This window comes from Pseudomonas sp. R1-43-08 (genome assembly GCF_003852255.1).
Taxonomy (GTDB): Bacteria; Pseudomonadota; Gammaproteobacteria; order Pseudomonadales; family Pseudomonadaceae; genus Aquipseudomonas.
In genome coordinates, this window is record NZ_CP027734.1 from 3,703,295 (window position 1) to 3,716,983 (window position 13,689).

General features: G+C 60.0%; 11 protein-coding genes and 1 pseudogene. 2 read left to right on the forward strand and 10 right to left on the reverse strand.

What is annotated here, in order from left to right; all coding sequences use genetic code 11:
• Positions 1–8: 8 nt before the first annotated feature.
• Positions 9–173 (reverse strand): annotated as a pseudogene (locus C4J87_RS16965) (IS5/IS1182 family transposase); the annotation flags it as partial.
• Positions 174–649: 476 nt separating this feature from the next.
• Here C4J87_RS16965 and C4J87_RS16970 point away from each other — a divergent pair.
• On the forward strand, positions 650–949 hold the full coding sequence (locus C4J87_RS16970; protein ID WP_124367721.1) for a hypothetical protein: 300 nt from the start codon (positions 650–652) through the stop codon (positions 947–949).
• 42 nt (positions 950–991) lie between these two features.
• Here C4J87_RS16970 and C4J87_RS16975 read toward each other — a convergent pair whose 3' ends face one another.
• The 5 genes from C4J87_RS16975 to C4J87_RS16995 all read right to left on the reverse strand — a co-directional run bounded on the left by C4J87_RS16975 (position 992) and on the right by C4J87_RS16995 (position 5,118).
• The gene (locus C4J87_RS16975) at positions 992–1,399 is read right to left on the reverse strand and encodes a hypothetical protein (protein ID WP_124367722.1); all 408 of its coding nucleotides are present in this window, start codon (positions 1,397–1,399) and stop codon (positions 992–994) included.
• A 529-nt stretch (positions 1,400–1,928) separates the two neighbouring features.
• Positions 1,929–2,384: a thiol-disulfide oxidoreductase DCC family protein gene (locus C4J87_RS16980; protein WP_124367723.1), complete on the reverse strand. Its 456-nt coding sequence runs from the start codon at positions 2,382–2,384 to the stop codon at positions 1,929–1,931.
• A gap of 45 nt (positions 2,385–2,429) precedes the next feature.
• A complete protein-coding gene (locus C4J87_RS16985; protein WP_124367724.1) occupies positions 2,430–2,663 on the reverse strand; it encodes a hypothetical protein in 234 nt (77 codons plus the stop codon).
• Positions 2,664–2,814: 151 nt separating this feature from the next.
• Positions 2,815–3,528 carry a hypothetical protein gene (locus tag C4J87_RS16990; RefSeq protein WP_124367725.1) on the reverse strand — a complete coding sequence of 238 codons (714 nt, stop codon included), beginning with the start codon at positions 3,526–3,528 and terminating at the stop codon, positions 2,815–2,817.
• 135 nt (positions 3,529–3,663) lie between these two features.
• On the reverse strand, positions 3,664–5,118 hold the full coding sequence (locus C4J87_RS16995; protein ID WP_124367726.1) for an MFS transporter: 1,455 nt from the start codon (positions 5,116–5,118) through the stop codon (positions 3,664–3,666).
• 133 nt (positions 5,119–5,251) lie between these two features.
• On the opposite strand from C4J87_RS16995, the gene C4J87_RS17000 reads away from it, so the two are divergent.
• Positions 5,252–7,018, forward strand: a complete 1,767-nt coding sequence (locus C4J87_RS17000; protein WP_124367727.1) for a S8/S53 family peptidase — start codon at positions 5,252–5,254, stop codon at positions 7,016–7,018.
• Positions 7,019–7,097: 79 nt separating this feature from the next.
• On the opposite strand, the gene C4J87_RS17005 is transcribed toward C4J87_RS17000, so the two are convergent.
• From C4J87_RS17005 to C4J87_RS17020, 4 genes are all read right to left on the reverse strand, one after another.
• Positions 7,098–8,504: an amino acid permease gene (locus C4J87_RS17005; protein WP_124367728.1), complete on the reverse strand. Its 1,407-nt coding sequence runs from the start codon at positions 8,502–8,504 to the stop codon at positions 7,098–7,100.
• A gap of 180 nt (positions 8,505–8,684) precedes the next feature.
• On the reverse strand, positions 8,685–11,195 hold the full coding sequence (locus C4J87_RS17010) for a hypothetical protein (protein WP_124367729.1): 2,511 nt from the start codon (positions 11,193–11,195) through the stop codon (positions 8,685–8,687).
• Between the two features lie 128 nt (positions 11,196–11,323).
• Positions 11,324–11,674, reverse strand: a complete 351-nt coding sequence (locus C4J87_RS17015) for a type III secretion apparatus InvB (RefSeq protein ID WP_177412799.1) — start codon at positions 11,672–11,674, stop codon at positions 11,324–11,326.
• Positions 11,675–11,885: 211 nt separating this feature from the next.
• On the reverse strand, positions 11,886–13,619 hold the full coding sequence (locus C4J87_RS17020; protein WP_124367731.1) for an OPT family oligopeptide transporter: 1,734 nt from the start codon (positions 13,617–13,619) through the stop codon (positions 11,886–11,888).
• Positions 13,620–13,689: the final 70 nt, after the last annotated feature.

Here is a 13,689-nt window from a genome sequence, read left to right on the forward strand (position 1 = left end):
GCAGTTACTTGGCGCTTGATCACGCGAAACGGATGCTCAACCTTCGCCCGCACCTGCGCTTTCGCGTATTCGATCTTGCGTAGCATGCGCCCGATCAGACTATTTTTTGCGTGCTTTTTATAGCGGCTTGACTGGGTGGCAATTGACCAGGTCATCTTGCGATTCTGATGCTCTGGACTGTTGGCGCTGATTGAAAACTGACCCACCCTGCCGATTGAAAATTGACTCAGGACGGATTGCTGTTTCTTGGCCCAGCAATTGTGAATAAGCTTAGCAGCAGTGTTCCGGTTGAAAGAACATAAGTGGTGTGAGGAAAAATGAGTTTAGATTTTTAATCGTCCACTACGAAAATCCGTGTCGAGCGCGAGCAACTCGAGATTGAACGACCGCTTCTGGTCGATTTAGCGGCCTTTTGCGAAAGGCGCATCTATCTGGACACGGTCGCTCACCAACGTCTGCTTTTGGCCGTTAGCTGTCAGTCACTCCATAGTCCGCACACCCCCACGAACTATGCCGCAACTGCTGATCGCCCCACCCTTGCTCCGGCGCATGGCTCACCACCACTGAGGCAGTTGCACTCCCGAAACTGGGAACGACCCACGGTGCCGATAAGTCTACCCGTCTCTCCCCATCGTTAAGGTACAGCGCAATGGACAAGACAATCACCCTGGATCAACTGGCTACCACTGACCTTCGATCGATCAACGAGATATGGCTCGGCGGGGCTCATACGCCGCTATGTCTATGGCGGGGTGAGCAAGTCTTCACTCATGAAATGCTCAGCGAAGGCACTCACGATCAGAATGTCCGGCGCCTGTGCTTGCAGTTGGTCAACGCTGACGATCAAGGTGAAGTCGCCAGCGTTGAGTCAATTGCGCGCCAACGGCTGGAAGAGATGGGGAAGAATGGCGAGTTCTATCCGGCTGAGGAAGTGGACACTCATCAATAGTCGCTCCGCAACGCTGAAAAAAATTCGACTACATGAGGGGCCTCAGCACATCACATGAGCCTCGGACTCTCGATACCTTGTCCACGTTACCCCATGCCGCTTGGCCAGGCGCAGACGCCAATTCCCGCCGTGTTGAAGATGGCATTCCTCCTCGGAATCGAATCCTACGCAGCGGTGCAGTAACGGCAGATCCACACCGGCATCGCTCAGCGCGGTGCCTGTCAGTTCACGCATTCGCTGGTCTTCTCCCTTGGCCAGGGCTTGCTCCTTGTTTGATCGGGTATCAAAAACCCAGATCACTCGCAGGCTTTGGGGGAAAGCGGCGTAGTTCACTTCGTGGGTCAGCCATTCAAAGCCAGAGATTTCAGCCTTGGCGGTTTCACAGGCTTCGGTCAGGGCGGCAACCAGACGACGTTCGATACCTGCGCTGTCGCGTTTGGTGGAGGGCATTGCGGGCTCCGGTGGGAAAGCGAAAGATGAACCAATAATAAATATCACAGAGTGGCTTTATGCGATCTAGTCTCTATCAGGCAAAACAGCAGCTCATAGGGACAGTAAACAGTACATATCGCTTAACTAATCGAGGGATCGAACATGTTGAAGTCACTCAATATCATGGCAACTGCATTGGTGTTGGCCGGAATAATCTCCACCAGTACTTACGCAGCCGACACACCAAAAGCTGAAGCGGCGGCGCGCGGTCAGAGTATCGGCACCGCAACAGTTGCAGCGAATGCTCCAATGCCATGCCCACCTGCAAACCGAGGGGCCAGCGCGACGGGAACCGCGCCTGGCACCGATCATGCTGCCTGCACAGCCGCCAAGAATAATGCGAGACAGGCATTGCGCGCCCGCGTGCCTCAAACCTGCGCGGCTTACATTTCGTCAACCAGACCCTGCGAAGTCGTTAACTAACGCACCTTGGGTTCAGCTTGAAAAGTCCGCCGCAGAACCTGCGGCGGCAACCAAAATCGTAGGTTTAGCAGGCGCCCTCCTTCAAAAAACGTTGTTCATGATCGGGGTCGGGCAACAGGCAGGTGTCATATTTTCCGAAGAGTCGATAGCGGTTTAAAGCAATGCGATCGTAAACCCAATCCCGAATTGGGCGTGGGATGCCACGCAGCAGCCCCAGTGGGCGCCAGCCGGCAGGCAGTTGGGCAATGATTTCGAAAACCGCATCTGAGCGCACCCAGTAATGCCGGTCACGAATTACCGCCATGGTATCGAACTGATCCAACGGCAGCCCCGCCCAGGCGAGCAGCGCCTGGCCCTCTGGCGACTGTACAGCCGCCAATCGCACGCGCCGTTGACGATCATGGCGAATCAGGAACCGAGCCCAGCCATTGCACAGTTTGCACACGCCGTCGAAGAGCACCACGGTCTCGCCTGGTTTGAGGAATGGCGCGGGTGAGGGGCGGGTTTGGGAGGCGGGCATGAGCATGGGTCCAATCGGGCCGGGTTCATCAGGACCGACTGACCCTCAGCCCTTCAACTCACTGGCCCGATTGCTCGCCGCATCATCGTAAGCCACATACAACGACTCGGCGATTTGGCTCTTGATAGCCTTGCTGGATTCCAGGCCCAACACAAAACCCTCGGCTTTTCCGCCGGCGCGGTTGAGTTCTTCGTGGGTGGCAGCGCCGGTGATGGCGTCGAGGAGCTTGGCAGCAACGGGGCCGACGCCTTTGGGCAGGGAGATTTGGTCGATGGACATGGCGGTACCTTTAAAAAATGAACGGTAGCGCATAGATCACTGCCGGGATGGGCATGGTAGACCAGCTGGCAAGGAAAGGGGCTACTTTGCGCCGAAAGTGGCTAAATACCTGCCCCTCTCGCTCAGCCTCACACAACCCATTGCGCCGTTACTACGCCTGCGCCGCGCGCCGCGCATACATCGCCCGTTCCGTCTCCGCCGTGGCCCGCTCACCTTTGTAGGTCAGTTGAATGATAAAAAACCGTTCCCTGCCACCCTTCACATCCGAGGGGTCATAGGTTCTGAACAACGGCGCCAGATCAATGGTCTTGGCGAAATTTTCGTTGGTCAGGCTGTAGTAGCCCATGCCGCTGCCGGACCAGGGCGAGCCGGCGTCTGTCATGTCGATGGCGGCGTTGCGGAAGATCACTGCGGCCGTTTTCAAATCAGCGGAGCCATTGAGCAGTTCGGTGAGCCGCTTGATATTCGCGTCGCTCAGCTGGCCGGCCTTGTCGATGACTTTCAGGCGGCCATCGGCTTCGACGGTAAAACCATAATCGGTTCTGGCCAGGTCGGGCGCGGTGCTCTTTAGGGTGGATGCGAACGCGGTAAAGGCGCCTTTGAGCACCGCCTGGGCACTATGGAAGCGGTCGACGAAGCGAGGAAACTCTGGTGATTCGGAGCGCCCGACCCACACGTCGGTCACCTGCAGTGGCTCGCTCGCGGTTTGGGCGGCTTCGCTGGGATGATAGACCGCAGCCGGCCCGGCATCTGCCAAAGGTTGCTTGGCCGCCTCCGGCAGTGCCTGGGGCGTCAGTTTCTGCTCGGAAGGCGCAAGTCGGATATTGGCAGGGGCTATAGGGGCAGCGCTGACGGAGAGTGTCATTTCAATCGGTCCATGATTGGCGGGTTCATGGAGGTTATCGACGTGAACGGCTCGATCTTTAGACCCGCTCGGAACGTAAACAACCGTCGTTGAACTTTGAGCACCAACGGCCTGGGCGCGCCCACCTGCCTGCCCTCAATCAGCCGCCTGCGACAATGGTCGCGCCACCTGCTCCAACGCCTTGCGCTCGGCCGCCACACCCCAAATTGCCTGCACCAGGGCAGCCGCACACATCAACGCCGCCCCGATCAAATACCCCACAAACAAACTCCCGCGCTGTTGCGTCTGTATCAACTGCCCAAACAAGGTCGGCCCGATGATCCCGCCCAGCCCGGTGCCGAACGCATAGAACACCGCAATCGCCAGCGCGCGTATTTCCAGCGGAAAGGTTTCGGCCACGGTCAGGTACGCCGAACTCGCCGCTGCCGAGGCGAAGAAGAAGATCACCATCCAGGCCACGGCTTGCTGGGTCACGTCGAACCAGCCTTGCTGGAACGCATAGCCACTGAGCGCCAGCAACACGCCGGAGGTGGCGTAGGTGAAGCTGATCATCACGCGCCGGCCGACCACGTCAAACAACCGCCCCAGCAGCAGCGGCCCGCAGAAGTTGCCGAGGGCGAGCGGCAAGACGTACCAGCCGACGCGCTCGGCGGGCACGTCGTAGAAGTCGGTGAGCACCAGCGCGTAGGTGAAGAAGATCGCGTTGTAGAAGAAGGCCTGGGCGGTGAGCAGTGTCATGCCGACCAGGGCGCGACGGCGAAAGCTGACGAACAGAGTGTGGAAAATCTCCGCCAGCGGTGTGTGGTCGCGCGCGTGCAGCCGCAACGGTGGGGCGGTCACTGGGGCCAGTGCGTGGCCTTGTTCGCGCAGGCGCGCTTCGATGCCTTCGACGATGCGCCGCGCTTCGTCGTGTTGGCCATGGATCAACAACCAGCGCGGGCTTTCCGGCAGCCACAGGCGCATCACCAGGATGATCAGGCCCAGCGCGGCACCGATGCCGAAGCACAGGCGCCAGCCGAGGTCGCCACCCACGACCTGCGGGTCGAGCAACACGATGGCGCCACCGGCCCCCAGGGCTGCGCCCAGCCAGAAGGTGCCGTTGATGGTCAGGTCGACCCAGCCGCGATAGCGCGCCGGGGTGAATTCCTGGATGGTCGAGTTGATCGCGGTGTATTCGCCGCCGATGCCCATGCCGGTCAGGAAGCGGAACAGCAGGAAGGTTTCCAGGTTGAAGGAGAACGCTGTGGCTGCGGTGGCGCCCACGTAGAGCCACAGGGTGATGAAGAACAGTTTGCGTCGCCCCAGACGGTCGGTTAGCCAGCCGAACAGCAGCGCACCCAGCACGGCGCCAGCGATGTAGACGCCACCGGCAAGGCCAATGTCGACGTTGCTGAAGTTCAGGCCGGTGCTGCTTTTCAGCGCGCCGGACACCGAGCCGGCCAAGGTCACTTCCAGGCCGTCGAGCAACCAGGTGATCCCGAGGGCGAACACCAGCAAGGTGTGGAAGCGGCCCCAGGGCAAGCGGTCCAGGCGCGCGGGCAGGTCGGTCTCGAACAGCGTGCCAGGGGTGTTTGAGTGTGGCTGGGTCATTGTCACATCCGTCCATGTGCACTGCCTCGTCCAGTTAGGAGTGAGGCTGTGGCAAGGGAGTTCAACGTGGTCGCGCTGAACGAACGGCGGGTGGGTGGAGTCGCAGTATCAGGCCCCGGCAAGGAACCCACTGATGCCCCTGAATAACGCTGCCCTCGCGATGCTGCTCACCCTGGTCGCCAGCACGGCGGCCATGGCCCAGGAGCCGCTGCGACTGGAAAACCTGAAACGCTGCGGCGACCTGCTGCAAAGCCGGGAGCAGGATTGGTGCCTGAGTGCGCGCGGGCTGGGTGAAGCAACGCCGCAGGTGAAACTGGCGGGCAAGGCGCTGCCGGCGCAGACGCTCCAGCGCGACGGCGACCAGTTGCGCCTGCGCCTGGACAGCACGCACTACCAGAGCGGCCCGCTGTGGCTCGAAGACGGCCCGCGCGCCAGTAACGCGGCCTGGCTGACCCTGCGCAATAGCCATGTGGTCGCCGCCGGGCCCAGCGAAGTGGCGAAGAACATGGACGGCCTGACCACCTATGTCGACCTGGTCAGCGTGCTGATCGAGGAAGACCACGATGGCCGCCAGGAAGCCGAGCGCCTCGCGCGCAAATACGGCGCGAGCGTGGTCGGCAGCATCGCGCCGCTGAACCTGTTCCAACTGCGCCTGCCGGCCACCGACCTGCTGCAGCGCGACGCCTTGGTGCTACGCCTGGGTAGCGAGACCAGCGTGGATGCGGTGGTGATCGAAGAATCCGCCGCCGAAGAAACCGAGCACGCCGCCACGCGCCACGAAAAACCGAAGAAGCCATCGCCCGACTCCGATGAATGGGCCGCCAACCGCTTTCTCGATGCGGTGGCCTATTATCAGCGGCGCATCCCGGGCCAACACACACCTATCACGCCGCAACCGGTGCGCATCGGCCTGATCGAGCGCGGCGTGGATTTCGACACCGCAGATTTCGCCGACTACCTCGGCGCCTGCGCCCCCGGGCGCACCTGCGTCTACGCCCGCGATACGGGTGCGGCGAGCGGCCATGGCACCACCGTCGCCGGCATCCTCGCGGCAGGCTGGGACAACGGCGGCAACACCGGCTTTCTGCGTGGGCTGGACAAGGCCAGCGGTGGCTTTGACGTGATTGTCGAGCGCAACTCCGATGCCGGCATCACGGCCAATATCGCCGCCTCGGTCAACCTCGTGGAGGACGGGGTGCGCGTGCTCAACTGGAGCTGGGGCATTCATCGCGTCGGAACCAAGGACGTCAATGGCAATGACGTCGACTCGCTGGTGCGCTCGGGAATTGCCATGAGTGGCTACGAGGAATTGCTCGAAGAGTTCTTCATGTGGCTGCGCAAGGAACACCCCGATGTGATCGTGGTGAACTCCGCCGGTAACGGTTCGGCATTCTCTGGCAGCGACGAGTACCGCCTGCCCTCCTCCTTCATCACCGAGCAGTTGCTGGTGGTGGGCGGACACCAGCGTAACGTGCGTGGCGGCGTTGCCGTCGATGACCCAGCCTATGCCCTTACACGCAGCTCCTCGAACGTGGACATGCGCGTCGACATCACTGCTGCCGCCTGCGCCCACGCGTCCACGCCCGACGCCGGCCAGGAAGGCGCCGTGCATTGCGGCACCTCCTACGCCACGCCGATGGTCGCGGGCTTGCTGGCGGCGATGCTGTCGATCAACCCGCAGCTGCAACCCGAACAGCTGCGCATGCTGTTGCGCCGCAGCGCCATGGCGATCGGCGAGAACCACGACTTTGAGCGCAGCGACGCCCAGGACCTCACCGCGCCGATCCTTCCGTCGGAGCGCAACTACCAGCTCAACGACAAGGACGTCGGGCGCTCGGCTCGGTTGGATATGCAGAAGGCGCTGGACCTGGCGGTGCAAAGCCGGACGCGGGTGCGCTGAACCGCACCTGATCGTTCCCACGCTCTGCGTGGGAATGCCTCCTGGGACGCTCCGCGTCCCGCCTACTGCATACAGATGATCAGGAGTGCTCCAGCGCCACCGGTTTGACCGCCTGTCCCTGCTGACGCGAAGTGACCAGGCCGATAAAGGAGATCACCAGGGCCAGGCCAATCGTCGAGGACACTTCGGTGCGGTGTTCCGGCGTCACCATCATCACGGCCAGCGCCGCGCAGATGAACACGATGACCAGATAAGTCAGCCAGGGAAACAGCCACATGCGAAAGGTCAGCTCGACGTTCTGCTTGAGCAGCAGCCGACGCATGCGCAGTTGCGAGATGGCGATGACCAGATACACCAGCAACGCAATGGCACCGGAACTGGCCAGCAGAAACTGGAACAGGCCAGCGGGCATGAAGTAACTCAGCAGCGTCACTCCCGCACCCAGGATGGTGCTGGCAATCACCGCCGCCCTGGGCACGCCCGCCGCTGAAGTGCGTTTAAGGGCGCGTGGCGCATCGCCGCGTTTACCCAGGGAGAACAGCATGCGCGAGGAGATGTAGATCGAGGAGTTCATGCAACTGGCCACGGCGATCAATACCACCAGGTCGACCATGAACTTGGCGTTGGGGATGTTCATCAGTTCCAGCGCGCGCTGGTAAGAGCCCACGGATGCCAGCAGGGGATCGTTCCAGGGCACCACGGAAATAACGATCGAGATCGACAACAGGTAAAACACGCCGATGCGCCAGATCACCGAGCGTGTCGCCTTGGCGATGTTTTGCGCCGGGTTGCTCGATTCGGCAGCGGCGATGGTTACCGCCTCGGTACCGATGAAGCTGAACATGATGGTGATGAACGCCCCCACCACGGCCGACAGGCCATTGGGTGCAAAGCCGCCGTGCTCTTGCATCAAGCGGCTCAAGCCGCTGGCTTCACGATCCGGAATCCAGCCCATCAGCACGCTGAACCCCAGGCCGATGAAACCGACGATGGCGATGACCTTGGCCATCGCGAACCAGAACTCGAACTCGCCATATTTGGCAACGCTGAACAGGTTGGTGATCACCAGCAAAATGATCGACAACAACGCAAACAACCATGCATCGACCTGAGGAAACCACTGATTGAGCACATGCCCGGCAGCCAGCGCCTCGATCGGAATCACCAACACCCAGAACCACCAATACAACCAGCCGATGGTGAAGCCTGCCCAACGGCCAATGGCCTGGTCGGCATAGGTGGAAAACGAGCCGGTGTCGGGGCGCGCCACCGCCATCTCCCCGAGCATGCGCATCACCAGCACCACCAGCAGGCCGGAGCACAGATAAGCCAGCAACACCGCCGGCCCCGCCGCCGCGATGGCATGCCCGGAACCGACAAACAACCCCGCGCCGATGATGCCTGCGATGGACAACATGGTGACGTGGCGCGGCTTGAAACCCTGCGCCAGCTGAGCGTTGGAATCGTTGGAGTTGAGACTATTCATTGTTTTTGTGGTTCTCGGGCGACCAATACCCCTCACCTTAAGTGCGCAGGACAAAGCCAAAGTAGCCTGAGCGCGGCATCATCGTGTCTGATCTCGACATCGGCCAATCGACTGCAACGTTTGAGGGCACAGCATGCGCACCGGGCAATCAATGGGGACGCATGATTGCCCGACAGCCCATCACGCTGCTGTACCGGACTTGAATAGCTCGCTCATGAGGTCAGTTGCCGCCCCATGCCCGAAAACATCAGCGGAATCACGCTGGGAAGGATCCAGTGTGCCTTCGGCTCTGATGCTTTGCCCGGTATAAACCAATGTTCCTTCCAGCACTTCGACCGCGCTGTGATAACCCAAGCCGACCAAAAATGCACCCGCCCCTGCCGCACGCGCATAGCGCTGGTCCTGCTCGGCCGGCGCCAAGACCGACATAGGCATGATGGTGCCACCGTCCTGAGCGCGCGGACCATCGGGCAGCGCACCCACGTATTGATCGTGTGCGCTTACGCCGCGCAGCATGTCCCAAGCCTGTAAAATCTCGGACGGCGACGCTGACATATGCCCGACAAGCGGCTCGGTCGTTTCTTTGACACGGGCCGTCCCAATGTCAAAAACCGCCCAGCGATTGTCAGGAATACGTTCAGATGCGGGGACATTGAGTGCCTTATCCGCGTCCAGCCCGCTGTTATGTACGCCTGCTCGAAAAGGCATGTCGGCCGGCGAATTGAACGAACGGACCTTTCGTTCAGCGCGTTTATCCGGGCCGACAACCGCAGAGCCGCCTTGCTCACGCATGCGCTGGATGGCGACAGTATTCGGCACCTCCAGCCCCTGGGCTTTGAGCAGATGGTTGAGGGCTGTCATCAGCCCCTCGTCTGCATTGCCGGGCGTGGTGTAAAACCCGCCGATATCGCCCATCAGTGCGATAACCACCGCTCTATCGGTGGCGCTCGCAGCCACGCTGCCCGTTGCCGCCTGCGCGCCTGCGGCTCGCGCCAATGCTGCAAGCAAGTCATCCGTCGTTTTTCCAGCCAGCAGCCGTCCTTCCCCCAACAAATGAGCACCCATCATTTTCTGATGTTCTGCGCTCAGGTTCGAGACCACGCGATGCAACACCTTGGCTGCCGCCGCAAGCTCTCCGGTCAAAATGTCACTGGGCTTGTAAAGCACGTTTCTCGCCGCGACGGTCTGTGCGAAGGCCAACTCTTTGGTGGTCGCCCGGGAAGCCTGTCGTGCCGGGTCGCCATGGGTGATTTGCAGGTGAGCGGCGTCCTTGGCCTTAAGCACATCATTAAAGGCAGCGGCGTCTTTCGCGGCATTTTCCAGGGCGTGATAATTCATGAAAAGCTTATCGCCAATATGCTCGAACCCGGGTCTACCCGAAAAATCCTCAAGCAATTTATTCTGGACCTTCGGATGCGTCAGCGCGTATGAAATTTCATCCATCGAGTGCCCGCCATCCACGTAAATGAACAGCAAGGCCTGGATGGCCAAATAGGTTTCAAGGTCGTCAGGGTGTGTATCGGCATGCACCGCTTTGCAAGCACGTACCGCCCCCTGTTCAATCACGATTGAACCCGACGGCCCGTTGACGTAAGTCCCTGTGCCTTTTTCAAAAAGGGTCTTCATATAAGAACCGGGTTGGGACGCATCAGGATGTTCAGGATCCTGCATCTCAAGCCTGTCGGGGCAACGGGTGCTGGCGCTGGCTAACAACTGGTTCTTGTAGTCATTTTCATACGTAATATTAAAAGGTTCGTTCAGGCGCAAATCCCTGGGCGCCGCGTCGATGTTTCGCAAAATACCGACGTTGTAACTGTCTGCCTGCCTGAACAGGTTGCCTTCTCGGGCATTGAGTTCTATACGGCCTTTGCCCGGTGCCCTGATGGGATCAAACACACCGTCCCAATGACCTGCCGGGAGTTTTGCCTCGGCATCCGGTTCATTTTTCAGCGCGTAGCTCAAATATCGGTGTTTGTAGATATCAAACAAGGCCGCTCTGGCCTCGGGTGAAATACTCAAGGTTTCCAAGGTTTTCTCGGCACGCGTGTAGAAACCCTGAAGCTGATCCAAACCGACGATGCGGGTGTCGAAACTTTGATTTTTCCAAGCGGCCTCATATTTCTCGAACAACGGTGCGCTGACATAGTTGTCCTTGATGTAATTCACTTGGTTGTTTGAGATAGCGCAGAAGGTTTTATAAATGTCCGGCGAGCGGAAGTAATCCTGCAACGCATGTTTGGCATAGTAGCTTTCGAATGCACGCCGTACCGGGTCGTTGACCATTTTCAGCTTCATCGCACCGTCAGCAACTTGCGCTGAGCCGTTGACGACCAGCTTGACCAGCTCTGCTTTACGCTGATCAGGATCGTGGATACTGCGCAGTCGAGTGAGAATTTTCTGAGTTTGGGTTTCAGTCGGCCCCGCCATCCTGAACCTGTTCAACCCCAGGCTCAGCGCACCATCCTTGATTAACGCCTTGCCCGGCAAGATACGGTCCTGAGAGTATTTTTCAACGATATCACTGGTGATAACGGCGTTATAAATGGCGCCATTTCTGATTTGCGCGGGCTGCGCGTCGCCGTAGAGAAAACTGACCGGGCGCGCCTGCCCCTCAGCGTTGAGTGTGACTGTGGGCACTGCGTTCGACTGCAGTTCAATTGGCTTGTTTTTCAGGTAATCGAAGTTCTTCACGAACTCGACATTCTTCAAGTTGCTGTCAGGGTCAGACGCTAGCTCGGCCGACGCTCTTAAAACGGTAGTATTGTTAATCGGCACAGTGTTCACTCCCATTGGATAAGATAACTAACGTCGGACGATGCTTACTTGAAAATGCCGTGCAGCGATATCATCAGCCTGAAAAACCCATCCAACGCCCCCTGCAGATGTGTGGCTGAACCACTACACGTATCATCCAGCAAAGCCTTGACTTCGTAACCACGTAGACCTTTACCCAACACGGCCTGGCCCGTGACTACCGATGGCAATGGGTATTGCAGGGCAAGCAGCAGTTTTTCTGCATGAGTATTCAGCGTGGCGCCGTTCAAGGTAGTTAACTCACTCCACATCCACACCCTGTGATGAACAGCAGTCAGCATGATCGGGCTGATAGTTTTAAAGTTAAGTACGATCGACGAGTGACGATCAAAGTGCCCTATTTGTTCTTGGGGCACGCCAAAATCCAATAACGTCTCGCGTAGTATTTTCGATATATCAGAATTCACAGCCTATGCCCTCAAGCGTCAGCCACTGTGCCTCAAGCGGTTATAACCGACCTTCCTGAATTATCCAGATGCCCCCTTTCAATGCATGTAAGAGGGGCGGACTATGAGTGGCGAACTTCCACGAACAGTTCCACCTGGCAACTCACGCACCGTTCGTGCGTTAACCCGCCTGCATCATCATCTGCCACAAGGAAGCCCCCACGCCGGTGATGCTCTCGCCGGCGATAAGCCCGGCCGCTGCGGTAATCGCAAAACGCTCGGTAAGGCTTGGCCAACGGCAGCTGATCACCCAGGTCACCACCGCCCCCAACGCCATCATCAGCGACACGGAGGCCGGCAATACAAACGCCAGTCCCAATGCCGCCGCGCTGGGCAGATAGCGGGCACGATCGACAGGCAACATGCTGTCGAGCACACCCAGCACTGCACCGATCAAGGCCGCGATGGCAATCGCCCAGCGAATGCTCGGCGACAGTGAATCCAGCCCGTGGGTCAGGGTTTGCGCCACGGCTTTCCAGGTGGCCACGGCCGGGGCCGGCCATTGCTCGGTGAGCAGCATGCTCTGGGGGTCGGGGATCAATGCCAGGTAGGCGAATACGCCGACGATGCTGCCGACAATAATCCCCAGGATTTGCGCGATAACCTGCTTGTGTGGCGTGGCGCCAATCGCCTTGCCCACCTTGAAGTCGTTCATCAAGTCCGTGCATTGCCCGGCAGAACCGCCGGCCGTGTTGGCGCTCATCAGGTTGATCGGCACCTGCCCCGGCGCGGCGATGCCGAAGCTCAGTTGGGACAGCTGCCCGATTGCGCCAATCGGCGGTATACCAGTGGCCCCCACCACCCGCGCCGCCACGGCAGCCAGGCAGATTGCCAGGGGAATGGTCAACAGCGCCATCCACAGGTTGATACCGAACAACAGCGCCTGCAGGCTCACCACCAAGCCGATCGCCAGGATGAAGCCTGCGGCAGGGCCCGGCTTGGGCAGCGTCCACGGGGTGCCGCCGCCCGCCCGGGTGGAGCGGTGCAGCGCCCACAACCGAATCGCCAATGACGCCAGGGTGGAACACACCATCAGGCTCACCCCTGGCCACAGCAGCCATTCCACCAGCGCGGCAAATTGTGGGCCGCTGCTACCCGCCGCAATGTTCACCAGTCCTTGCGCCAACAGCCATGGCCCCAGCCCGCCCCAGGCCAGCACGGCGCCGAGCAGCAAGGTCAGGCCGACGCGAATGCCGATGATGCCGCCGAACCCCAGTAACAGCAGCGAAGGGTCTGCGCTAAACGTCAGTCGCTCAAGCTGTGCGGTCGGCGACCAGCGCGGCAGCGCCCACAGGAAGGTATCCACCCACTTGACCAGCCCCGACAAAATGGCGGCGCTGAGCAGCACTTTCAAGCGTGTCGCGGCTTCGCGCCCGTGGTTGTAGATGTGCAGCAAGGTCTCCAGGGTGGCCATGCCTTCGGGAAACTTCAGCGCCTTGTCATTGAGCAATGAGGGCCGCAGGTACCACGCGATCCAGATCCCCAGGAAGCTCACCGAAAACACCCAGGCGATCATCGGGATTGCCTCCAGCTGGTTGCCCGTGAGCAAGGTGTAAGCCGGGATGGGCGCGACCAGCCCGCCGGAAATGATCGACGCGGCGGCCGAGGCGACGGTCTGGTTGATGTTGCTTTCGTGCAGCGTCCACGGCACCGCCGCAGCAGAGCGCTTGGCCAGGCCTTGCCAGACCGCATAGCCAATCAGCAACGCGATGATCGACATGTTGAACGACCAGCCGATTTTGAGGCCCGCGTACACATTGGACGGGGTCAGCAGGATGCCGAGCAGGACCCCGGTGATGACTGCCCGCAGGCTGAGTTCGCGTTCTACGGGGAGGGTTGACGAGATGGGATGCATGCAGATTCCTTTCGACCAGAAGACAGCGCCACTGGTTAAGTGAGCGCTGCCTGGCGCAAAGGTTCAGCGG

Coding starts and splice junctions, on each gene's coding strand:
- C4J87_RS16970 (WP_124367721.1), top strand. CDS start 650: ATGGACAAGACAATCACCCTGGATCAACTGGCTACCACTGACCTTCGA.
- C4J87_RS16975 (WP_124367722.1), bottom strand. CDS start 1,399: ATGCCCTCCACCAAACGCGACAGCGCAGGTATCGAACGTCGTCTGGTT.
- C4J87_RS16980 (WP_124367723.1), bottom strand. CDS start 2,384: ATGCCCGCCTCCCAAACCCGCCCCTCACCCGCGCCATTCCTCAAACCA.
- C4J87_RS16985 (WP_124367724.1), bottom strand. CDS start 2,663: ATGTCCATCGACCAAATCTCCCTGCCCAAAGGCGTCGGCCCCGTTGCT.
- C4J87_RS16990 (WP_124367725.1), bottom strand. CDS start 3,528: ATGACACTCTCCGTCAGCGCTGCCCCTATAGCCCCTGCCAATATCCGA.
- C4J87_RS16995 (WP_124367726.1), bottom strand. CDS start 5,118: ATGACCCAGCCACACTCAAACACCCCTGGCACGCTGTTCGAGACCGAC.
- C4J87_RS17000 (WP_124367727.1), top strand. CDS start 5,252: ATGCCCCTGAATAACGCTGCCCTCGCGATGCTGCTCACCCTGGTCGCC.
- C4J87_RS17005 (WP_124367728.1), bottom strand. CDS start 8,504: ATGAATAGTCTCAACTCCAACGATTCCAACGCTCAGCTGGCGCAGGGT.
- C4J87_RS17020 (WP_124367731.1), bottom strand. CDS start 13,619: ATGCATCCCATCTCGTCAACCCTCCCCGTAGAACGCGAACTCAGCCTG.